Source organism: Moorena sp. SIO2C4 (assembly GCF_010672485.1).
GTDB lineage: Bacteria > Cyanobacteriota > Cyanobacteriia > Cyanobacteriales > Coleofasciculaceae > Moorena > Moorena producens.
Window position 1 is genome coordinate 1 of record NZ_JAAHGN010000032.1, and the last position, 21493, is coordinate 21493.

The 21493-nt window shown below is 43.1% G+C and carries 19 protein-coding genes and 1 pseudogene; 7 read left to right on the plus strand and 13 right to left on the minus strand.

Annotated features, from left to right (window positions below):
• Positions 1-736: 736 nt before the first annotated feature.
• A complete protein-coding gene (gene msrA / locus F6K20_RS03535; RefSeq protein ID WP_287293732.1) occupies positions 737-1201 on the plus strand; it encodes a peptide-methionine (S)-S-oxide reductase MsrA in 465 nt (154 codons plus the stop codon).
• Here msrA and F6K20_RS03540 read toward each other — a convergent pair.
• On the minus strand, positions 1193-1324 hold the full coding sequence (locus F6K20_RS03540) for a hypothetical protein (protein ID WP_287293734.1): 132 nt from the start codon (positions 1322-1324) through the stop codon (positions 1193-1195). The two genes, msrA and F6K20_RS03540, sit on opposite strands and share 9 nt — an antisense overlap.
• Before the next feature lie 131 nt (positions 1325-1455).
• On the opposite strand from F6K20_RS03540, the gene F6K20_RS03545 reads away from it, so the two are divergent.
• Complete coding sequence (locus tag F6K20_RS03545) at positions 1456-1602, plus strand: hypothetical protein (protein WP_287293737.1); 147 nt, start codon at positions 1456-1458, stop codon at positions 1600-1602.
• Here F6K20_RS03545 and F6K20_RS03550 read toward each other — a convergent pair.
• Positions 1568-2032, minus strand: a complete 465-nt coding sequence (locus F6K20_RS03550; protein ID WP_287293738.1) for a VOC family protein — start codon at positions 2030-2032, stop codon at positions 1568-1570. The two genes, F6K20_RS03545 and F6K20_RS03550, sit on opposite strands and share 35 nt — an antisense overlap.
• A gap of 103 nt (positions 2033-2135) precedes the next feature.
• On the opposite strand from F6K20_RS03550, the gene F6K20_RS03555 reads away from it, so the two are divergent.
• Positions 2136-4289: a Tex family protein gene (locus F6K20_RS03555; RefSeq protein ID WP_287293740.1), complete on the plus strand. Its 2154-nt coding sequence runs from the start codon at positions 2136-2138 to the stop codon at positions 4287-4289.
• Between the two features lie 328 nt (positions 4290-4617).
• Positions 4618-5175, plus strand: a complete 558-nt coding sequence (locus tag F6K20_RS03560) for a pentapeptide repeat-containing protein (RefSeq protein ID WP_071106242.1) — start codon at positions 4618-4620, stop codon at positions 5173-5175.
• Positions 5176-5411: 236 nt separating this feature from the next.
• Here the strand turns inward: F6K20_RS03560 and F6K20_RS03565 are convergent, their stop codons facing one another.
• Positions 5412-5585, minus strand: coding sequence for a hypothetical protein (locus F6K20_RS03565; RefSeq protein ID WP_008188107.1), 174 nt, complete (start codon positions 5583-5585; stop codon positions 5412-5414).
• Positions 5586-5839: 254 nt separating this feature from the next.
• A complete protein-coding gene (gene leuS, locus F6K20_RS03570) occupies positions 5840-8437 on the minus strand; it encodes a leucine--tRNA ligase (RefSeq protein WP_287293745.1) in 2598 nt (865 codons plus the stop codon).
• 572 nt (positions 8438-9009) lie between these two features.
• Between leuS and F6K20_RS03575 the strand changes: the two genes are divergently transcribed.
• The 3 genes from F6K20_RS03575 (at position 9010) to F6K20_RS03585 (ending at position 12212) form a co-directional block, all read left to right on the plus strand.
• Positions 9010-9852, plus strand: a complete 843-nt coding sequence (locus tag F6K20_RS03575; RefSeq protein ID WP_008188109.1) for a methyltransferase domain-containing protein — start codon at positions 9010-9012, stop codon at positions 9850-9852.
• 68 nt (positions 9853-9920) lie between these two features.
• Positions 9921-11123, plus strand: coding sequence for a M24 family metallopeptidase (locus F6K20_RS03580; RefSeq protein WP_008188110.1), 1203 nt, complete (start codon positions 9921-9923; stop codon positions 11121-11123).
• 81 nt (positions 11124-11204) lie between these two features.
• Positions 11205-12212, plus strand: coding sequence for a cysteine synthase family protein (locus F6K20_RS03585; RefSeq protein ID WP_202799253.1), 1008 nt, complete (start codon positions 11205-11207; stop codon positions 12210-12212).
• 453 nt (positions 12213-12665) lie between these two features.
• Here the strand turns inward: F6K20_RS03585 and F6K20_RS03590 are convergent, their stop codons facing one another.
• The 9 genes and pseudogenes from F6K20_RS03590 to F6K20_RS39795 all read right to left on the minus strand — a co-directional run.
• Positions 12666-12908 (minus strand): ribbon-helix-helix domain-containing protein, encoded by a 243-nt coding sequence (locus tag F6K20_RS03590; RefSeq protein ID WP_008188112.1) that lies wholly within the window; start codon positions 12906-12908, stop codon positions 12666-12668.
• A gap of 167 nt (positions 12909-13075) precedes the next feature.
• Positions 13076-13900 carry a class I SAM-dependent methyltransferase gene (locus tag F6K20_RS03595; protein WP_287293747.1) on the minus strand — a complete coding sequence of 275 codons (825 nt, stop codon included), beginning with the start codon at positions 13898-13900 and terminating at the stop codon, positions 13076-13078.
• A 353-nt stretch (positions 13901-14253) separates the two neighbouring features.
• Positions 14254-15225 carry a protochlorophyllide reductase gene (locus F6K20_RS03600; RefSeq protein ID WP_287293749.1) on the minus strand — a complete coding sequence of 324 codons (972 nt, stop codon included), beginning with the start codon at positions 15223-15225 and terminating at the stop codon, positions 14254-14256.
• A 136-nt stretch (positions 15226-15361) separates the two neighbouring features.
• Positions 15362-16168 (minus strand): uroporphyrinogen-III C-methyltransferase, encoded by an 807-nt coding sequence (gene cobA / locus F6K20_RS03605; RefSeq protein ID WP_287293751.1) that lies wholly within the window; start codon positions 16166-16168, stop codon positions 15362-15364.
• Positions 16165-17040, minus strand: a complete 876-nt coding sequence (locus F6K20_RS03610; protein ID WP_287293753.1) for a sirohydrochlorin chelatase — start codon at positions 17038-17040, stop codon at positions 16165-16167. The genes cobA and F6K20_RS03610 overlap by 4 nt, the downstream gene beginning before the upstream one ends.
• Before the next feature lie 78 nt (positions 17041-17118).
• Positions 17119-18636, minus strand: a complete 1518-nt coding sequence (locus tag F6K20_RS03615; protein WP_008188119.1) for a serine/threonine-protein kinase — start codon at positions 18634-18636, stop codon at positions 17119-17121.
• A 419-nt stretch (positions 18637-19055) separates the two neighbouring features.
• Positions 19056-19664 (minus strand): hypothetical protein, encoded by a 609-nt coding sequence (locus F6K20_RS03620; RefSeq protein ID WP_008188120.1) that lies wholly within the window; start codon positions 19662-19664, stop codon positions 19056-19058.
• 127 nt (positions 19665-19791) lie between these two features.
• A pseudogene (locus tag F6K20_RS03625) lies at positions 19792-20889 on the minus strand (B12-binding domain-containing radical SAM protein); the annotation flags it as partial.
• Between the two features lie 369 nt (positions 20890-21258).
• Positions 21259-21493, minus strand: a 235-nt coding sequence (locus tag F6K20_RS39795) for a hypothetical protein (RefSeq protein ID WP_353736721.1), incomplete at its 5' end; no start/stop codon positions are given.

Consider the following 21493-nt stretch of genomic DNA (forward strand, 5'->3'; position numbering starts at 1 on the left):
TATGGCACGAGGCATTGAATCTGGGCGTGTGGATGGGCTCTCGGCAATTTGGGCAAGCCGGTCTAGGGCTCGCTGACAGTGGAGCAGATGATCTAGGGAGGGTTTTTTTGGCATCATGGAATTAACTCACACATAGTTTGTGATTGGGGGTAAAGCCGCGCTTTGGCCTGCATGCGAGAAGCGCGGCTTTTTGTCCAGAAATATTATCGAAATATCAGACATTTTTATTATTACTAATATCTCGAAAAAAATCAAGGCTATTTTTAAAATTGCAATATATTTTTACAAATAAAATAATTGACTATAGGTGATATATTTGAGATGTAAAAATGTAAGTTAGCAGCTTAAGCGCTACGCGAAAAACTTATGTGCTACGCACACGCTACGCGAACAAATATCAGATAGCGTTTTGTAGTCTAATATAGCGTTTTCGCAGTTATGAGGTACGCTTATAAACCTCAAAGTCCCCCTTATTAAGGGGGATTTAGGGGGATCAATTTGTACCTTGTGGGATATCGAATTGCTATAATATACACATTATTTTTTCCCGATTCCCGATTCCTCACAACTGCTGTTTAACCCGGTGGTGCGTTACGGGACGGGCTTTTCCAATACTGCTGAAGAGGCTAAAAATTAAGGCGAGCCCGTCCCTAACGCACCCTACGCTTACTAATTTAAAACCGCTATATAATTAATAAAACCTGACCAATGATTGATCAATAACTACGTAACAAAGATGGAAAAAGCGACATTTGGTGGTGGTTGTTTCTGGGGAGTAGAAGCAGCATTTCGGAAAGTGAAGGGAGTAGTATCAACTTCTGTTGGTTATATGGGCGGACATTTTCCTAACCCATGCTATCTAGATGTATTATCAAGAATAACCGGTCACGCAGAAGTGGCACAGGTGGAGTATGACCCGGAAAAAGTTAGTTATGAACAATTACTTGACGTGTTTTGGTCTATCCATGACCCTACGACATTGAACCGTCAAGGTCCTGATCGAGGAGAACAGTATCGATCCGTGATATTTTTCCACAATCAGGAACAAGAAGTGTTGGCAAGACTGTCAAAACAAAAGCTGCAAGTTTCTGGTAAGTTTGATAAGGATATTGTTACCGAAATTAAACCAGCTTCCGACTATTATTTAGCTGATGAGTATCATCAACAGTATTTTGAAAAAAAGCAGAAGTCTTTAACTTAGATATTGCCGGAGATAATAGGGAACAGGGAATCGGGAATCGGGAGTCGGGAGTCGGGAGTCGGGATTAGGAATCCCCAAGGCTATCAAATGAGTTAAGAATAGGGAGCAGGGATCAGGGAACATAAATAAGTAATTTTAGTTAGTTTTGGGTTTCAAAGATAATTGAAATTTTGTTGATTCCAAGAACATAACTTTAACTTATTTTGACTTATAAATCATGACTCCTGTATCCTAAATCGTGGATCAAGTTGCTTATGTCAAATTGCTTATGTCAAACTAAGGTTATTTGCCTTAATTTTTATTCCCGATTCCCGATTCCCGATTCCCGATTCCCGATTCCCGATTATTCACAACTTCAGCGAAGTCTCATTCAATCGCATCGCAGCGAATTTCAACCATAAATCCATCGGGGTCATAAAAATAGATACCTCTGCCAGTAGGACGAGTTACTGGACCATGATCGATGGGAATTTGATTTTGTTTTAGGACTTCTACGGCTTGGTCAAATAACTGAGGATCGATATCAAAGGCGAGATGATTGACCCGAGTAAAGCCACGATGGGGGTCTGGATCCGGTGGTGATAGCTCTGGCTCGGAAAACAAATCCACCACAATGCCATCTGGGGTGACGAAGTTAGTGACTTTTCCGGCTTCGACTAGCGATCGCAAAGTACTGGGCACTTCTTCACCAGTTAGTTCATGTAAACCTAGTACTTTACCATAAAAGTGGCGCGATGCTTGGATATCCTTCACATTCAGAGCAATATGATGGACTCGACGGAGACTACCTGGAGTTAGGGTAGGTTTGATTACTTCAGGGCTAGAAACCATTTTTTTTAATAATTGTTAGTTGTGAATGGAAGTGCTAATAGTTAATTATTAATGGTTATACCGTTTTTAATTTGCTATTTAAATTTCCCCTTTTCCTGGTAACATGACCACTTTTTCTCAAATCTTAGCCCAAGAACTGTCATTAAGTGCGACTCAAATCGAGAATGCCCTGTCTTTATTTGCTGAAGGGGCAACTATTCCGTTTATAGCTCGCTACCGTAAAGAGGTGACTGGTTCTCTCGATGAAGTTCAGCTACGCACGATAGCTGAGCGCCATACTTATCTAACGGAACTTGAGCAACGGAAGTCAGTAATCCTGAATGCGATCGCATCTGCGGGTAAGCTCACCGATGAACTTAAGGCTAAGATCGAAGCTTGCCAGCAAAAGACTGAATTAGAAGACCTTTACCTGCCCTATAAACCCAAACGACGCACTCGGGCAACCATGGCCAGGGAGAAAGGACTTGAACCCTTAGCGGACTGGATTGAGTCGATGAACACTCCGGAGGTTAAATCAGTATCCTTATCTGAAGAAGCCGCTAAATACATTTCCCCAGACCATAAGCTCAATACCGTAGAGGACGTTCTTCAAGGTGCCTCTGATATTTTAGCGGAAGCTGTAGCGGAAAAAGCCGACTTACGAGCGTACTTGCGGGATTATTTCATGAAATCGGGACTATTCGTCTCTCTGATTAAAAAGGATTATCCCGAAGGTACCACTAAGTTTGAAATGTACCGGGAGTTCCAAATCCCCGTGAAATCTGTAGCGCCACATAATATGTTAGCCCTGCTCAGGGGTGAAGCGGAGGGAGTCCTAAAGCTGGAACTCTCTTTTGATGAAGACTATGTGATGTCCTACCTAGAGTCTGAGGAAATCTACACCAAAGCTACCCTACTGCGAGAGTTTTACCAGACCATGCTCAAAGATGGGTTTAATCGGCTGATGAAAACCTCCCTAACTACGGAAGTACGTAGCGATCGCAAAGCCTATGCTGATGTAGAGTCCATTAAAACCTTTGAAGCCAATCTCCGAGAACTGTTGTTATCTCCTCCAGCAGGAATGAAGCCAACCTTAGCCATAGATCCAGGCTTCCGCACCGGTTGTAAAGTGGCTATCCTGGACGAGACAGCTAAATACATCACATACCAACCAGTGTTTCCCCATCAAGGCAGCCAAAAGCGCGAACAAGCTGCTAAAACAATTAAGGATTTAATCGAAACCTACCAGATCGAGCTAATTGCCATTGGTAACGGTACAGCGTCTCGTGAGACAGACGAGTTTATCTCGGAAGTCCTCAAAACCATGGAGCGCAAACCGATAAAAGTAATGGTGAATGAATCTGGGGCATCGATTTATTCCGCCAGTGACTTAGCACGAGAGGAGTTTCCGGATTTAGATGTCACAGTCAGGGGAGCGATTAGTATTGGCAGACGCTTACAAGACCCGTTAGCCGAGTTGGTCAAAATTGACCCTAAATCCATTGGTGTGGGACAGTACCAACACGATGTTGATCAGAAATTGCTCAAGAAGAAACTTGATGACACCGTGGAAAGTTGTGTAAACTATGTAGGAGTAGATTTAAACACTGCATCCGCTCAACTGCTAACCTTTGTATCTGGGATTACCCCGACCATTGCTAACAATATTGTGACCTATCGCAATCAGCAAGGTGCATTCAAGAACCGTCGGGAAATCCTTAAGGTACCAAAGTTAGGGCCAAAAGCCTTCGAGCAGTCAGCAGGATTCCTAAGGATTCGCAACGGGGATAATCCCTTGGATAACACAGCTGTGCATCCAGAGAGTTATTCCGTAGTGAAAGCGATCGCATTGGATTTGCAGTTACCTCTAGCCAAGATTAACCAAGGAGCAGATCGGTTCAAATCGGTAGATTTGAACCGTTACGTCACAGATACCATAGGCTTACCAACCCTAGAGGATATTATCCAGGAATTGGAAAAGCCAGGACGAGACCCCAGGGCTGAGTTTAAGTACGCCACCTTCAAAGAAGGAGTAAATGAGCTCAAAGACTTAAGTCCTGGAATGGAATTAGAAGGAATTGTCACCAATGTGGTAAACTTTGGAGCATTCGTAGATATCGGTGTGCATCAAGATGGGTTAGTGCATATCTCCCAACTAGCTGACCGATTTGTAGAGGATCCCAAACAGATAGTCAAAGTGGGACAGGTGGTGAAGGTGCGAGTAATGGAAGTGAATGAAAAACTAAAGCGCGTTAGTTTATCAATGCGATCGCGCTAAATGTTGCGTAGGGTGCGTTAGGGGGGCTCTGATTTTATCGGTAGCCACGGTTAGGTTGCTGCCCGTAACGCACCACCGGGTCAAACAGCTTTTAGGAGATGCACCCATTGCGATCGCGTCAATAGGGGCGATCACAATATTAAGGAGAATTCCTAAAACCCTTATATTACAAGCTAAACCATTGGCTGTTCCCTATTCCCTGTTCCCTATTCCCTGTTCCCTATTCCCTGAGCGCAGCGCAGTAGTTTATCAATTTTGGGTAGAAATAATAGGTATTTCTTGAACTTCGCTGCCATAATACAGGCAAAACAAGATAAGGCCAGAAATTATGAAATTCAGAATCTTAGGAATTAGTGTACTGCTAGCCTCCTTAGGGTTAATCGCTCCTATCAATGCTGAAGTGCGCGAGCATTATCTACAACTCCTGCAAACTAAGGAATGTCGAAGCTGTGACCTGGTAAATTCTGACCTAGCCAGAGCTGATTTGAGGGAAGCAGACCTGAGATATGCTAACCTCCAGGGAGCCAATCTCAGTGGGGCTAACCTTTCTGATGCCATGCTCGAAAATGCAGCAATGAGAGTTATTGATGGCACAGGGGCAACCTTCCGCAATGCCAACTTAGATTCAGCCTACGCCACAGGGGCCAACATGAGTCGCGCCGACTTCAGTGGTGCTAGCGTAGTGTGGGCAAACTTCATCAGTGCTGACCTAAGTGGTAGTTCCTTTAGGGGTGCTGATCTCAGTAACACCACCTTTCTGAATGCCAACCTCAATGGTGCTGATTTGAGTGGCGCTAACCTCAGTAACGCTAATTTCATTAACGCTGATTTGACTAACGCTAACCTTGATAATGCTAACCTTACTGGTGCGCAACTTCCTAGGTAAATTAGGGACTGCCAAAGTGAATTAGCATTCAGCTAAAGGCCTTTGGCCACGCTACGCGAACAGCATTCAGCTATCAGCTAATGGGCTACAGATGCTGCTACTTTAGCTTCTTATGGGTTATGGGCATGGTGCGCGAACAGCTTTTGAATAAAAGAGGTAAGGATTCTTTGATTGAAAAGCTGATAGCTGACGGCTGTTCGCGTAGCGTGCGCGTAGCGCATTAGCTGAATGCTTAACTATGGATTCTTATTAATACAGCCTGGTTTCTTAACATACTGACAAACGCGCTGGTTAAGAATAGCTCTGGTTCCCACTGGTCCGACTTTAAACATGACCTTATCCTCGACTTGGCCTCCTGGTATGATCCTGACACCACAGATAGGACAGACTTGTGCGTTTTGTTCAGACATAACTGTTAGTGGTAAATGAACCTGATGAATTGTTTCTTACCTATATATAGCGCTGGATGCAGGCAATAGGGAATAGCTCGGTTAAGCTGTTGTGCATTTAAACTGCGTGAAATCAAATAAAACAGATAGATCCCAGTCGCCTTTTACCTTTTGCCTTTTACCTTTTGCCTTTTGCCTTTTGCCTTTTGCCTTGCTAAAACGCATTTTAAATGCGTTTTAGCTTACCTATCCCCTGCGCGTTCGCTTTTTTCCTATCAAACCACTACAAAGTTTACCAATTTACCAGGTACCACAATTACCTTCTTAATCTCCTTACCCTCTAGATATCGCTGTCCTACCTCAGATTCCCGAGCATAGGTTTCCAAAGCTGCCTTATCGGAGTTAGCGGGAACTTGAATAGTGCCGCGAGTTTTGCCTTTGATTTGAATAACCAAGGTAATTTCATCGGCTACCAAAGCATCAGGATCGTACTCACGCCACGGTTGATTGTGTATTGAAGAGCTATGACCCAGACTATGCCAAAGTTCTTCAGCAATATGGGGAGCAAAGGGAGCGAGTAATGTAATCAAGGTTTCAATCCCTTCTTTATAGACCGGGGAGTCTTTACACTTAGCATCAGTAATACCGTTACTTAGCTTCATCAATTCAGAAACTGCTGTATTAAATTGATACTCCCCTTCTAAATCCTCAGTTACCTCTTTAATGGCGGTATGAATTGCTCGTCGTAAGTCTTTTTCCGGTTTAGTTAAATCACCATTAGACGAGCTAGGTTTAGTGCTACCATTAGCGGCGAAATCCGATACTAAACGCCAGACACGATTAAGGAAACGGAATTGCCCTTCTACATCAGCATCATCCCATTCCAAATCTTTTTCTGGTGGTGCTTTAAACAAGATAAACATCCTAGCGGTATCAGTACCGTATTTAGCTACTACATCTTCTGGTGCTACACCGTTGTATTTAGACTTAGACATTTTTTCATAGAATACCGCCAACGGTTCCCCAGTCTCTGGATCTTTAGGGTCATTGGGATCGATATCTACAACAGCGAAATATTTACCGGTTTTGGTATTTTTGTAAGCCGTATTCTGCACCATCCCCTGAGTTAGAAGACGTTGGAACGGTTCATCAATGGTCAGTAAACCGCGATCGCGCAATACCTTAGTAAAGAATCGCGAGTAGAGCAAGTGCAAAATAGCATGTTCGATGCCCCCTACATACTGATCCACTCCCATCCAATCATTGGTTTTGTTGGAATCAAACACAGCGGAGTCATTCTTGGCATCGGGATAACGTAAGAAATACCAGGAGGAATCGATAAAGGTATCCATGGTATCAGTTTCCCGTTTCGCTGGTGTACCGCAATTGGGACAAGGTACATTCACCCAACTGTCTAATTGAGCCAAGGGAGAAAGACCACGTCCGCTAAAGTCTACATCTTCTGGTAATTCTACTGGCAGGTCTTGGTCTGGCACTGGCACTGCGCCGCAGTTAGGACAATGAATTACAGGGATCGGGGCACCCCAGTAACGCTGGCGAGAGATTAACCAATCTCGGAGGCGATACTGCACTCGGGCTTTGCCCCAGCCCTGTTGTTCAGCATAGTCAATAATTCCGGTCTTGGCCTTGACGGAATCCATACCATTGAATTGGTCAGAATTCACTACAATGCCCGGTTCCGTGTAAGCCGCTTCTAGAGGAGTGTCATTAACTGTTTCGACATCATCTGAGGTTGGGACAATCACCACTTTGATGGGTAATTGCTTTTCCTGGGCAAACTTAAAGTCTCTGGTATCATGAGCTGGTACTCCCATCACGGCACCAGTACCATACTCATAAAGCACATAGTCAGCAATCAAGATTGGGATTTCGTCCCCAGTGAAGGGATTAATTGCTTTACCACCAGTGGGAATCCCTCGCTTGGGCTTATCCTCCGCTGTCCGTTCCAGTTCACTTTGGTTACTGACTTCCTCAATGAAGGCTTCAACTGCAGCCTTTTGGTCAGGGGTAGTGACTTTTGCGGTCAAGGGATGTTCCGGTGCTAGCACCACATAGGTAACCCCATAAACGGTATCGGGACGAGTGGTGAATACACCAATCTTGTTAGCTAAGCCCTGATCTGAGCTGTCATCTAAGCCCACAATGGGAAATTCTAGATAAGCACCAACAGATTTACCAATCCAGTTGGCCTGCATCAGCTTCACCCGTTCTGGCCAACCGGTTAAGGTATCCAAGTCCTTGAGCAATTCTTCGGCATAATCGGTAATTTTAAGGAACCACTGACGCAACAGTTTCCGTTCCACCTTGGCACCAGAACGCCAGGAACGTCCTTCACTATCCACTTGCTCATTGGCTAGCACGGTCTGATCTACCGGGTCCCAGTTCACTGCTGCTTCTTTCTGGTAGGCCAGTCCAGCGTTGAAGAACTGTAAGAAAATCCACTGAGTCCACTTGTAATAGTCTGGGGAGCAAGTGGTTACTTCACAATCCCAGTCATAGGACAGTCCCAGGCGCTTTAATTGCGATCGCATTTGGGAAATATTTTGGTATGTCCACTTCGCCGGATGAATCCCGCGAGCGATCGCAGCATTTTCTGCGGGTAATCCAAAGGCATCCCAACCCATAGGGTGAAGTACGCGATAGCCTTGCATCCGGCTTTTTCTGGCAATCACATCAGTAATTGTATAGTTACGGACATGACCCATGTGCAGGTTACCCGATGGATAGGGGAACATGGATAGAGCATAGAATTTCGGCTTGTCAGTTTCTGTGGAGGTTTGGTACAAGCCTTGCTCTTCCCAAATTTGTTGCCATTTTTCCTCTATCTCGGTGGGGTTGTATTGTGACTGCACAAGTGATACTCCTTGGGTGTGATTACGCGCTTTAGCTTACGTCAGTGTCTTGATGCAGTCGCTCATGGGGAGGGGCTGTGTGCGGAACCTGCGTCCGCACCTTGTAAGCCCCGTGGAAACCACGCCAGTTGCTCATGGGGGGAACCCCCAAGACCGCACTGGCTCCCCAAGACCGCTTAGGTGCGCTTTCCGTAGGCGAATTAAATTCGCCACGGGTCGCACCTCTGCATCGCTTATTACTGTAGTTTAATTTTGGCACATTCGTTAGCCAATGCCTGATCTAGTATACTTCTTGCCGATGTAGGGAACAGGAAAGTCAGAAGAGGGAATAGGCAACTTTAGAATTGGTAAAAAATACTGTCTATGCCATAAGTAGTAAAAACGAAATATAGCAATCCTAAATCATTTGTAAAATCAGCAAAATCTGGACTCGTTGCTGGGCAAGGGTTATAGCGAACGATTTGGCCAATATATTTCACGAATCATTTAGGACTGCTATATACAGTACAGACATTTTGACAATTTGAACACCTGTGTCCTAAAATGATAATTGCTGCCAAGGATTAAATGGTATGGATAGTTGCTACTCAGAAGCAGTACAAATTGCCGAGACTTACTATAATAACATTGAGACTGATCGGATATATAAGATGATTTGGGGTGGAGAGCATATCCATTTTGGGATTTACCTCGAACCTGATGATTCTATATTAGAGGCTTCCCAGCGAATCGTAAACATGATGGCAACAATGTTGCAACAGATCGGAGAAAATTCTCAGGTGATCGATTTGGGAGCAGGATATGGGGGCACAGCCCGTTATCTGGCCAAAAAATATGGTTGTTTTGTTTCTTGCCTCAATTTAAGTGAACTTCAAAATCAACGGAATTTGGAAATGAACCAAGCTCAAAATTTGAATCACCGAATTGAGGTAAAGCAAGGTAACTTTGAAAATATTCCCCATGACGATCGCTCCTTTGACATCGTTTGGTCTCAGGATTCAATGGTACACAGTGGTAACCGCCGTCAGGTTCTTTCGGAAATTCGCCGTATCTTGAAACCTGGGGGAGAACTCATTTTTACAGATACTTTACGCAATCATGATTGTTCGCCAGAGAAGTTACAGCCCGCGTTTAATCGATTGCAAATCAAAGACGCTGGATCCTTTCACTTTTATAAAAAAACTTTACAAGAACTAGGTTTTGAAGAAATACAAGTTATCGATCTTTCTAGGCATGTTAGCACTCACTACATTCGATTCAGGGATGAGATTTTGAAACGTTATGAAGAGATAATTGAACAAATCTCAAAAGAAGCAATAGACAAAACACTCAAAAGTATTGAACCCTGGATTAATTTCTATCAAGAGGGTGATATGCAATGGGGGGGGTTTCATTATTGTCTTTCCAATAATTAATGCCTACTTATTGAAAAAATAAAGATGAAAATTTCAGGATAATGAAATGATTAAATAGTTATTGATATATGATTTACAACCTTGAACGTTTAAAGCAACAGCTAGATAACCATTATTTGGATATAATCATAGCGGCTACCCGCGAAAATATTCTTTATCTAACGGGTTTTAATCCGGTCATTAAAACACTGAATCCCTACTATGGGCAATGCTATGTAGTGATCACTCGTGACAACCCGGACCAGGTAAATGTTGTTCATTCTATCGGAGAAATTGACCAACTCCTTGATGCAATTCCCCCCCTGGGTAAAGTTTATTGTTATGGCCGCTTTTACCGAGAGTACCTGTCGGAAACAGCTTTAACCGATGAGGAAAAGCTGTTACAGCAGTGGTCGATTGTTGAAGATGCTTACAAGTCTCCTGTCCAGGCTCTTGAGGCTTTACTGACTGCGCTAAATGCAAAGAGTAGTCGAATAGGATATGATCAAAATGGGTTTTCAGACATTGCTTTGGCAGAGCTGAAGTCTATGTTTTCTAAAGCTCAGTTTGTTGAATCTTCTGAGATTTTACGCTTTGTCCGTCGTGTTAAAACGTCTTATGAAGTTGAGCAGTTAACTCGTTCAGCCCAGATCAATGAGCGTGCGATCGCAGAAGTTTTGGATAACCTTTATGAGAATATACCAGAAACCGAAATCTCTCGCTTATTTGAAGTTTCATTGGTTAAACAAGGGGCCTATCCATCCTTAACAATGGTAAAAATTGGTCGCCATGCAGTCGGTGGGCAACGTCGTCAACGAGAAGACATTCGGTTAGCCCCTGGAGATTTGTTATGGTTCGATTCCGATGCATGGTATCAAGGATTTTGGTCAGATATTGCCAGAGTTTACGCTTACCGTGAAGTATCCCCAGCCGCTAGTGAACGTTATCATGCCTTGGCTTTAGGAATGAAGACCGCCATCTCAGAAATATCACCCGGTATGACAGGAGGTGATGTGTTTAATTTGACAATGGCTGCTATTCATGAAGCCGGTTTTCGAGAATATCGCAGACATCATGTCGGTCATGGTATTGGATTAGAACCCTACGAACGTCCTATTCTGGCACCAAGTGAAACAGAACGTATTGAGGCTGGTATGGTCATTTCTGTAGAAACTCCATTCTACGAATTTGGGTTTGGTGCGCTTCATATTGAAGACCCAATTTTGATTGGAAACGAGGATAATCATCTGCTCACTAACTATAGTATTCAGAACTTAATTGCTCTAGGTTAATCCTAATTGTGATTAGGATAAGTGCCTGTTTTTAGATGACCTATGGTTAGTAAACTAACCCAAAATCACGAGGTTCAACAGATGGACAAGATGCATACACAGGTATTTAATAATATTTTTGAAACAATCGGTCACACACCGATCGTTTCGTTACAGCATCGACTTTTGCCAGAGGGAAAAACACTTTATCTAAAGTTAGAGCAATTCAACCCTACTTTAAGTATCAAGGATAGAACTGCGTTAGGACTCATTCAAGCTGCCTTGGAAACGGGAAAACTCAAACCGAAGGGAACTGTTGTTGAGTCAACTTCGGGTAATTTAGGCAAAGCCCTGGCAATGTTGGGTGCAGCGATGGATTTTAAGGTGATCATTGTAGTTGATCCCAAAGTAAGCACTAAAAATCTTAATTTGTACCGAGCTTATGGAGCACAAGTTGAGATGGTGACAACTCCAGATGAACATGGAGGATACCAACAGGCTCGTATTGCACGGGTTAAGGAAATCATAAAACACCATCCTAATGCTTACTGGCCTAATCAATATGATAATCCTGATAATCCCGCATTTCATTGCAATCACACAGCTCTTGAAATCAGTCATTTGGATTTTGACTTATTAGTAGGAGCGGTTAGCACAGGTGGACATCTAAGTGGTATCGCTCGATGGTTTAAAAACAATCACCCATCAGTGCAAGTATTAGCTTGTGATGTTGAAGGTTCTGCTATATTTGGCACCCCTTTTAAACCGTATTTAGTGAATGGTATCGGTTTAGGATGGTGCGCTCAAAACACTGATTTTTCAGTATTCGATTATCGATGTCAAATCAGCGATCAGGAAGCCATTTCTATGTGTCACCTGCTTGCACAAGAAACTGGCATATTACTCGGCGGTTCTGGAGGAGTGCTGGTGAGTGCTGCTCTAACCTATCTGTACCGACTTCACATCAGATCAGCTCTGGCTGTAATACCAGATACTGGTGTTAACTATTTAGATCAGATTTATGATAAAGACTGGTTAAGTGACAAAAATGTGAAATTGCTCACGTTTCCTGAGATTATGGATAAGATTCGTGAGCGCGATTTAGCATGAATAAATAATTCACGTTCTAATGTATTTTGCTCTCCTAGAGTGGCTAGGATAAATTAGTATAAAATAATCGTCATAACCTTTACTAATCAAGGGGTTAATTAATTTAAAAAAGCGAAGTTTTAATAAAAAAAATGTATTTTTATTTTATTTAATTACTTGCTATTTAAGGGGTAATCGCTAATTTAAACTACTAATTTAGTATAATCAGTCTAGGAGAGCCAATTTATTTTTGATCGTCAGAAGTAATTAATTCTCGTTCAAACTACTTTTTCGGAGTTCGGTAAGCTCCTCTTTTAAGGTGACGGCATGTTTACTCAGTAGCGTCGGAATATCCCTCCCCATACGAATAAAAGCAGCGATTCTGTTGTTAATTCATTGCCCCATCTGGCCCGTGACCATGGTTTAGCTTCCCGTAAGTGCCGCCGCGCTGTGGGGGTGAGAACATAGTTTTTCCTAGCCACAATCGAGATTATCTTCCTCTAAAATATCGATGATGGATTCCGGGACAAATTCTTGATTCCTAATTTCCCGTAACCCTTGGATGATGTCGGAAACAATCAAATAGTCCTCCATATCCCGACGAATCAAATCGCGGATGTATTCACTAGGGGTTCCATAGACATCATCATCGCTTGCCCGCATATCAACATAGCGGCGCAGTTTATCGGTTAGCTCGATATTCAGACTGCTGCTCATTGGGATCGTTTGTAAGCGAAGAAACCTTTTATCACTCTAGCACCAATGGCATTAAACAAGAATATTTGCCATATTAACCCAAGAGAAACAACATTACAGCGTAGCTGATAGCTGATAGCTGATAGCTGATAGCTGATAGCTGATAGCTGATAGCTGATAGCTGACGACTATATTTTTTTAGCAATCTGAAGAACAGAGAGATAGGAAGTTTCGAGGCTCTTGCCCACTTCTAGCTCTAGTATTTCCTTAATCCCTTGAAACAAAGACTCTCGCTGCTTTGCTTCTAAAGCTATATAAGGTGATAAAGTACTCAAAAGCGCTATATAATTATCAATACTATAGGTAACGTCACACACCAACTGTTCCGATACTAAGTCTTGGAATTTACCGGAATTAATAACAGTTTCTGCCATTTTGCTGAGGTTCTGTTGATGATTTTCTATCTCTTCACAGGGTTTCAGAGAGGGAGCGTGAATTTGATAGACCTGATTCAACAGTTGGCAAACCTCATGATTAGGTTGAGGGGGCATATTCCATAGCAAAATCATAAACCCATTATCTTTTAGAGCATCAGCTGTTTTTTGATACCGGATCTCTTTGGAAACCCAATGAAAAGAAGTCGCTGCTAACACAGCATGAAATTTACCAGTTTCTAGCTGCCATTCTTCAAAGGTACTATTAATAATTTCTACATCTGGATATTGACTACAGTTATGTCGCGCTAGCTGGCAAGATTCCTGACTGGGTTCAATAGCAACCATAGAGAAGCCCAAGTCAGCAAATGCTGTCGTAGCAATCCCCGGACCGCATCCCACTTCAAGAATAATCCCATCGGCAGGAAGTTGGGCTAACTCCACGGCACGGTTAATCAGTTGTTGAGGATAGCGTGGTCTGGCCTGGTCGTAAGCCTCTGCCACAGAAGAATACCAAATTTTTTTCTCTTCCAAGTCTTTAGACTGGATAGCATTAAGTAGTTCTTTAATGTCTTTCATCTAGAATTTATCAATTGGGTGAGGTAAGAAATTTTGGGGTTTAGGGAGCAGGGAGTAGTATTAAGAGTGTGGGAAAGGGAGAGTAGCCAAAAATCTTGTGTACCTCATGAATCTAATAATTACTAGATCATGATTGATTTGATAGTGGGAGCATTTTGCTCCCTAATCAATAGTATCAATCATGCTAAAGGAGTGGACAAAACTAGTAACGCATATATAGCATTTACAAATGAATTGAAAAAAAGGAAGGTTTTTCGATTAGCAAAAGTACCTATATAGTTGATTAACTTTTGCCTATTGCATTTTGCCTCTTGCCTTTCCTTAATGCTATAGTAACGCACCATGATTTACCATCACCCTAGTCCAACTAACTTTTCGCTCAATTCCCACAAGCGCTTAGCTTTAGAATCATCCATTGCTTCATTAGAAACTTCTTGAACAAAGGACTTACGACCTTCTTTTTGTCGATTACCCCAGCTCCAGTAAACACCGGATTTATTATAGTTAGGATCAGCAACTACTGTTGCTAGTCTATCGCCTGCTAATTCCTGGGAAACATAGCCTTTAGTAATGTTTTTCTGGAACAATGGGAATAGTTTCTGGAAGAGGGAATAGTGGTTACGGAATAGAGCGGTTTCAGCAACACATCCTGGATAAAGGGAGCTGAAAACTATTCCGGTAGAGTCATGATAGCGCTGGTGCAGCTCTCGCATGGTCAGCATGTTACAGAGTTTGCTGTCCTTGTAAGCTTTTCCAGATTTAAAGGCTTTGCCATTAATCATTGAGATGGGGGGTTTGAATCCTTCTTCAAAACCCTTGAGGTCTCCCAGGTCTGGAGGTGCTGGAATCGGAATCTTTCCTCCCAATTCCTTGGGATTAGCAGTAACAGTTCCCACAATCACTAGCCTTGGCTGGGAAGAGGATGAACTCTTCAAATCCTCTAGCATCAGATTACACAGGAGGAAATGACCGAGGTGATTAGTAGCAACACTCAATTCATATCCCTCGGGATTTCGCAACGGTTCCTTTAATAAAGGCAGATAGATGGCAGCATTGCACACCAAGGCATCGAGGGTTCTGCCGGTTGCTCTGAAAGCATTCACAAACTGCCGGACACTGGCAAAACTAGCTAAGTCAATATATAGCGCTGTATAGCTGTCTTTTGGTATTCCCACCTCTTGGGCAGTTTTTTCAGCTTTATCTAGATTCCGACAAGCCATCACTACATGCCATCCCCAGGTTTTGGCAAGGGCTCTGGCGGCTTCCAAACCAACTCCCGAGGAGGCCCCTGTAATAATGACCGTTGATTTATGATCGTTTTCCATTTTGTTTAAAACTTATCTATTGATCGTAACTTTATTAGGATCTCATCTTAAGTTACGATCAAAGATACTATCTTCGGTGAGATTTTGTTCGCGTAGCGTGACCTATTGGCCAAGGTTACAGGTAGCCAGTTAACCTTCAAGTGCCTTCAACTTTCAACGGTGAAAAACCTTCAAGCTGTTGCAACTTGACTACATTACCAATGACTGCGATCGCAGGAGCAGAAAACTGTGTTTCCTCAACCTGAGCCACAATGGTCTGTAAGGTTCCAACCAACTGTTCGGAGTCAGGTCGTGTGCCCCAGCGAATCAGCACTACTGGTGTTTGGGGATTCAATCCTGCTTCACACAATTCGGTGACAATCCGAGGCAGATTATGAACTCCCATATAAATCACAATGGTTTCTGAGCCATTTGCGATCGCATTCCAATTCACCTGAGGTCGATACTTACCCACTGACTCATGACCTGTTACAAAGGTGACGGAAGAACTATAATCCCGATGGGTCAATGGAATTCCCAGATACGCTGGTGCTGCAATTCCTGAAGTTATCCCTGGTACCACCTCCACTGGCACCCCTGCCGCGATCAAATCCCCCATTTCCTCACCACCACGACCAAACACAAAGGGGTCTCCCCCTTTCAGCCGTACCACCACGGCATGAGAGTGGGCTTTTTCAATCAACAGCTGAGTTGTCTGTTGCTGCAACATCGAATGACGACCCCTGCGCTTTCCGGCATTAATTTGTTCCGCCTGGGGATTAATCATCTTCAACACTTGCGGACTGACTAGGGCATCATAAACTACCACATCCGCAAACTCTAATAAGCCCTTTCCCTTCAAAGTCATCAATCCCGGATCTCCAGGACCTGCCCCAACCAAATACACCTTACCCAAACATTGATTGCTCACTAATTTCGCGTCCTTGATGTCTTCGTAGTTCATTTATGCCTCATCACATCCATAATCAAATCAACCAATGCCTCACTCACCCCAATTGGTTTGCCGAGATTCAACTGCACTTGAGGCAACCTTTGCTGTATCTCCAGTAACATTTGTGCGATCGCATCGGTAATTCTTCCCTCAAAAAGAAAATATGCCAAAATGGCAATCCTTTTTGCTCCAGAGTTTGCTATTATAGAGACCTGCTCCCAAAGGGACGGCTGTACTGACCAGTCGGCCGCCACAGCCCCCAACTGGTTAGCTACAGCCCCCGTTTCTTCTTGAACCCCAGGGCGGCTCGTTCCATGGGACAACAAAATCTTGGCATCGCCATCTAGCTTTGCCCATTGATTTCTCAACAGCCTCACCAAAGCTGGATTAGCTCCCAAGTGAGGCAGTAGATGAATCACCATTTCACTACCTAATTTCTGTTGCGCTAGAGATACTTGCCAAGGAATATCCTCCATGACATGTACTCCCCGCAATAGAAATAGGGGCAATAGTTTCAATTCCTGACAGCCAGCACCTTTAGCCAGCTGAGCAAATCGGACAATTTGCTGATGTAGGGGTAAATCAGCTAGTTCTAAAGTTGCTGTACCTACCAAAGGTGCGCTCTTACTTGGCGAATTAAATTCGCCACGGGTCGCACCTAAAGGTTGACTGGAAAGACCGTTAGCTGTTAACAGATCACCGTCACCACTGCTGCCCTGTGGTGAGATTGTCGGTAAGATTGTCGGTGAGATGGTCTGTCTAGCCTTAGCTTGCTCAGAGGCTAGTCGAATTCGCAGCAACTGAGCCAATTGTGCCATAGCCCGCTGGGGACGCAGGTCATGACTGCCGTGGGAGATTAACAGATAAGCAGATGAGGGTGACAAGAGTATAGTGAACTACCTTGATCGAATGTGTTAAATAATACTATCTTCCCTAGAGAGAGAATTTTGTATAAACTATTTCTAAAGAATGTTGCATTGCGCTAATTTCCTTGCTACTGCACCAGCATGAAGCCACCAGTCAAATCCCCCAACCCAGCGCCGTGATGGCAAATGTCCTACTTGGGCTTGGAGTTGGAACTCGAAGTCTTGATCTCGAAGATGGGAGTTGTGAACGGGCCAGCTGATGCAATCGCAAAAACTATAGTAATCCTCTCCTACTGCTTCATAGATCCGGCTTTGAACACTAAAACCAAAGCGTCCACCACTATAGTTGATCCAAAGTTGGTCAATTTTAAGCAATTGGTCACAGGGCAAATTAGCAATATCTTGCTTATTGAGATAATAGCCTGGGGTTTTGTTAACCAACTGACATAGCATATCCCAGGTTTCTTGGTCTGCATCTTGCCATTTTTTTCGAGCTAGTAAATCCTGTAATCGAGTGTAGTCTAGGTCTACTGCTGAGATTAACCGTTGACTAGCACAGGCATGAATCACTGGCTGGATAGCTGGTGAGGTCGAGTTGAGCGCTTGCAATACTTGATCCGCAGATTGGTAGCGCTTTTTAACCGTATTGTGGACTAACTTATCCAGGATGTTACCCAAATGTTTACTGACCGATTTCCCTGATGGCAAGAAATCACGCCATACCCAGCAGTTATTGAGAGAATCATGCATATCCAAAGGTGGTACCCCTGTCAGCAAGTGAAGGCAAGTGACACCTAAGCTATACAGATCACTGGCAGGAAAGGCTTTCCCCCTAATTTGTTCTGGTGCCATGTATTCTGGGGTACCGATAACCGTACCTGTTTGTCCATTAGCTGTGTCAGTGATGAATTTGGCAATACCAAAATCAATCAGTACCAGCTCCTTTGATTCTGTTAGAGGAAGGCGTTGGGTTTTGTTCGAGGATAATCGGCGCGGATTTCTCTGGGATTGAATAATCAGATTTTGGCTCAGGGGTACAGTGGGAGAACTATAGCTAATTCCTGGACTTTGGGCAACGTTCGCCTTTGTAGAGCTGTCGCGGCGAATAATGTTCTCTGGCTTGATATCCCGATGAATCACCTGATGCTGATGAATATATTGCAGCACAGGTAAGATATCTTGTAATAATGCCCAAATTTGCTTCTCGTTGTATATCTGTTGTTGCTGCAACTCTTTGCTTAGGGTTTGTCCAGCAATCCACTCTTGGATCAAATAAAGCTGTTCATTCTGTTCAAAATGTGCCAACAAGCTAGGAATTTGGGGATGTTTGCCTAATTCATCCAATCGCACCGCTTCTTGGTGAAACAGTTCAATGGCTTTTTGGGAAACCCCTCTGTGTTGACTCTCCAGATAAAATTGTTTAATAACACAGTGAGGTTGAGAAGGGATATCTTCATCTACTGCCAAAAACGTTCTACCAAATCCACCGCGACCAATGGGATAAAGGGGTCTATATCGGTCTTTCAACCTTAATTTATATCCACAATTACTGCAAAATTTAGCTGAGTCTGGATTTTGAGGAGAGATGCATCCAGGAATTACACAATAGGTCATTAGTAATTAGTTTTTGTTAATTACACTATTTAATTATTTTTTAAGCTTTACTTGTTAAGTTTGAGCAGTTTTTAGTATTAAGTACACTTTAACTCATTATCCAGTAGCTTGTCATGTCTAGGTATAAACTAACGAGCTTACCGGCTCCGATAGCTTTGCCCAATTGTTGAGGGAACTGCTTTCACGCATTTAACTTGTCACAGCTTATTGCCTGGGCGCACCACTATATAGCCATCCTATCTGATTCGTGAAAGAAATGGGCTGCTTTAAGGCAGAAGGCAGAAGGCAGAAGGGACCGGATTTGGAACTATTTTTTAAGAAGTCCAGTGATTTTACAAATGATTTAGGATTGCTATAGTTTTAGTTTACTGTCAGCTAAATGCTGACTGCTGATAACTGAATGCTGACTATAATTATTTCTAACTTTCAAGTTCTAGTTCACATTGACTGAATACATAATTAATTGCTGAATACACTCGCTCTAAATCAGAAATTGTATAATTGTTAATTTCTCTAGTATAGAGATTTTCTTTGAGTTTACCAAACTGCCAAACTTGACCATTGGAAACAATTCCAAATATAGTTTGCTCAGATTGGTCATTAAGCTTTTGAATTGCGACCATTTCTGCTAAACATTGACCCCACCCCTTAATAAAATCATCCTTTTTAGCTTCTACAGCTACAAAATAGGGATTTTCAAAGATTTGTTTGCCAAGGGGAGACCGCTTTGCTAAAATATAATCGGGTATTCCAGTCAGCTGTTGATCATAGGTTATTGGTTTATGACTCCATAAGGTAAATTTATCTCGATACTGTCTATACACTTCCTTCAAGAGCGGAAAAATAATCGTTTCACAAATAGCATACTCTGACTCTTCAACGGTAAATTCTCGAAGACAAAACTCTAAATCTTCTTTAAACGCTTCTCTGATTACAGTGTCAGTTTCCAGGATATAATTGGCTTCAGTAGCAGTAATTGTAAATTCTTTAAGGACTTCGCCAATCGTTTTATAAGAATCGAAGGACATGAGGGAATTGGGAATTGGGAATCGGGAATCGGGAATCGGGAATCGGGAATCGGGTTACTCCCCATCACCCGATCGCCCCATTACCCCATACTTATCATATCTACCACACTTACCACGCCTCCCTCGCTCAGTACACTTCCCCCGCCACTTCTGCAAGAGGTCTAGTTTTAGCAAGTGCTGCCAAAAACTCAGTCAGTTGTGCTGGAATTTGATCGTGGACAATTTGGCGGTATTCAAGGAAATGCTCCAGATAGGCATGATCGCTAAGATACCGTTTCCATACCTGAGGATTGTGCCTGAGGATAGAAAAAAGTTGACCCCAGAATTGGAAGCGGGTTTGGCGCTTGATGCCATTGCGCCAGATAATAATTAGCAGTGCCCAGAAATAGATCAATTTTGGCATTACCAACTTAGGGTGATGGGGTTTCGGCTTCATGTTTAAGTAGTGCCGATAAAGTCTTCCTAAATAGGATTCTGGTTTATATAATTCCCAGAAACAACTGACATATTCCTGAGCCAGTTGTTCTATCGGGCGAGTGGGGATAAAATTGGTCAGGGTTGTCTGATTGATATTTTCTTCATTACCTTCTAGTAAACGCCCCTCTTGTTTGAGCCGATCCCAAAGGGCGGTATTGGGCAAGGCTTGTAACATACTAAAAACTGTATGGGGAATGGCGGTTGCTTCCACAAAATCGATAATGCGATCGCCTGCTCCTGGTTTTTCCCCATCCAAGCCAATAATAAAGCCAGCCATCACTCGCAAACCTGCCCGATTAATTTTCTCAACCGCATCTGCTAAGGGTTGACGAGTGTTTTGGTGTTTTTTGGTCAGGGTCAAGCTATCGGTATTTGGTGTTTCAATTCCCACAAAGACTGAACTAAAATTGGCAGCAATCATCAACTCCAAAAGTTCATCGTCTTCGGCCAGATTCAAAGAAGCTTCTGTGGACAAAGGAAAGGGGTAACCATGCTCTGCCATCCAGGGAGCTAGTTCCTGCAACAGAAGCTTAACATGGCGTTTATTGCCAATAAAATTATCATCAACTATAAATACAGGAAGCCGCCAACCCAGATTATAGAGGGTTTCCAATTCAGCCAAGACTTGAGCCGGGGTTTTGGTGCGTGGTTTACGGCCATATCGCACAGAGATGTCACAAAACTCGCACTCGAAAGGACAACCACGGGAAAACTGTACCGACATCTCGCTATAAGCATCCAATTCCATTGACACTCCCCGCCCTGGAAGGACGGGGATTCTTGCTTCAACGGGGTGACTTGTTATCCCTTGCCGGAGCCAGGAAAAATAGAGGTCTCCTCTCCACAAGCGTATTTGGTCTATGACCTAGGTTTCGGTGTGCCCCACCGTACCTAAAATAGTTAACAAATTTAAGTTAACAAATTTAGATAACAAATTTAGATGAACATTTTTTTGATCTTAGACTTTCATAGACGTCCAAATCGTTAGACTTGATTGTGCAACATGATTATCTCAAAACAGGTTTTTTACACTGTCTACTTATTCAAGATCATGTTTATCTAGAACATTAATTGTTTTTTTGTTATGTTTTTATCTTAACACGGTGCGATAAAACTGTCAATACATAGATGCTCCAAAGGAGCCTTCAGTTGCGAACAAAAAAAAGCCGTCCTGTAAGGACGGGGCGCGATTACCCAAATTTTTTGGTAAATCGTAGCGGGGAATTGGTGTCTTGGTTACATCTGCCCTTTCGCCATTAGCACGGAATACTCCCGAGCTTTCTCCCAGAGCCAGTGCCTCAACAAATCTCGGTAGGGTAATCTCACCTTCATCTAAAATCAGAAAGTCTACT

Bases quoted from the DNA above. Each gene is read 5' to 3' on its own strand.
- msrA (WP_287293732.1), top strand. From the start codon at position 737: ATGGAAAAAGCGACATTTGGTGGTGGTTGTTTCTGGGGAGTAGAAGCA.
- F6K20_RS03580 (WP_008188110.1), top strand. From the start codon at position 9,921: ATGATTTACAACCTTGAACGTTTAAAGCAACAGCTAGATAACCATTAT.
- F6K20_RS03590 (WP_008188112.1), bottom strand. From the start codon at position 12,908: ATGAGCAGCAGTCTGAATATCGAGCTAACCGATAAACTGCGCCGCTAT.
- F6K20_RS03555 (WP_287293740.1), top strand. From the start codon at position 2,136: ATGACCACTTTTTCTCAAATCTTAGCCCAAGAACTGTCATTAAGTGCG.
- F6K20_RS03540 (WP_287293734.1), bottom strand. From the start codon at position 1,324: ATGTTCCCTGATCCCTGCTCCCTATTCTTAACTCATTTGATAGCCTTG.
- F6K20_RS03585 (WP_202799253.1), top strand. From the start codon at position 11,205: ATGGACAAGATGCATACACAGGTATTTAATAATATTTTTGAAACAATC.
- F6K20_RS03575 (WP_008188109.1), top strand. From the start codon at position 9,010: ATGGATAGTTGCTACTCAGAAGCAGTACAAATTGCCGAGACTTACTAT.
- F6K20_RS03600 (WP_287293749.1), bottom strand. From the start codon at position 15,225: ATGGAAAACGATCATAAATCAACGGTCATTATTACAGGGGCCTCCTCG.
- F6K20_RS03620 (WP_008188120.1), bottom strand. From the start codon at position 19,664: ATGTCCTTCGATTCTTATAAAACGATTGGCGAAGTCCTTAAAGAATTT.
- F6K20_RS03595 (WP_287293747.1), bottom strand. From the start codon at position 13,900: ATGAAAGACATTAAAGAACTACTTAATGCTATCCAGTCTAAAGACTTG.
- F6K20_RS03565 (WP_008188107.1), bottom strand. From the start codon at position 5,585: ATGTCTGAACAAAACGCACAAGTCTGTCCTATCTGTGGTGTCAGGATC.
- F6K20_RS03560 (WP_071106242.1), top strand. From the start codon at position 4,618: ATGAAATTCAGAATCTTAGGAATTAGTGTACTGCTAGCCTCCTTAGGG.
- F6K20_RS03615 (WP_008188119.1), bottom strand. From the start codon at position 18,636: ATGACCTATTGTGTAATTCCTGGATGCATCTCTCCTCAAAATCCAGAC.
- F6K20_RS03550 (WP_287293738.1), bottom strand. From the start codon at position 2,032: ATGGTTTCTAGCCCTGAAGTAATCAAACCTACCCTAACTCCAGGTAGT.
- cobA (WP_287293751.1), bottom strand. From the start codon at position 16,168: ATGAACTACGAAGACATCAAGGACGCGAAATTAGTGAGCAATCAATGT.
- F6K20_RS03545 (WP_287293737.1), top strand. From the start codon at position 1,456: ATGTCAAATTGCTTATGTCAAACTAAGGTTATTTGCCTTAATTTTTAT.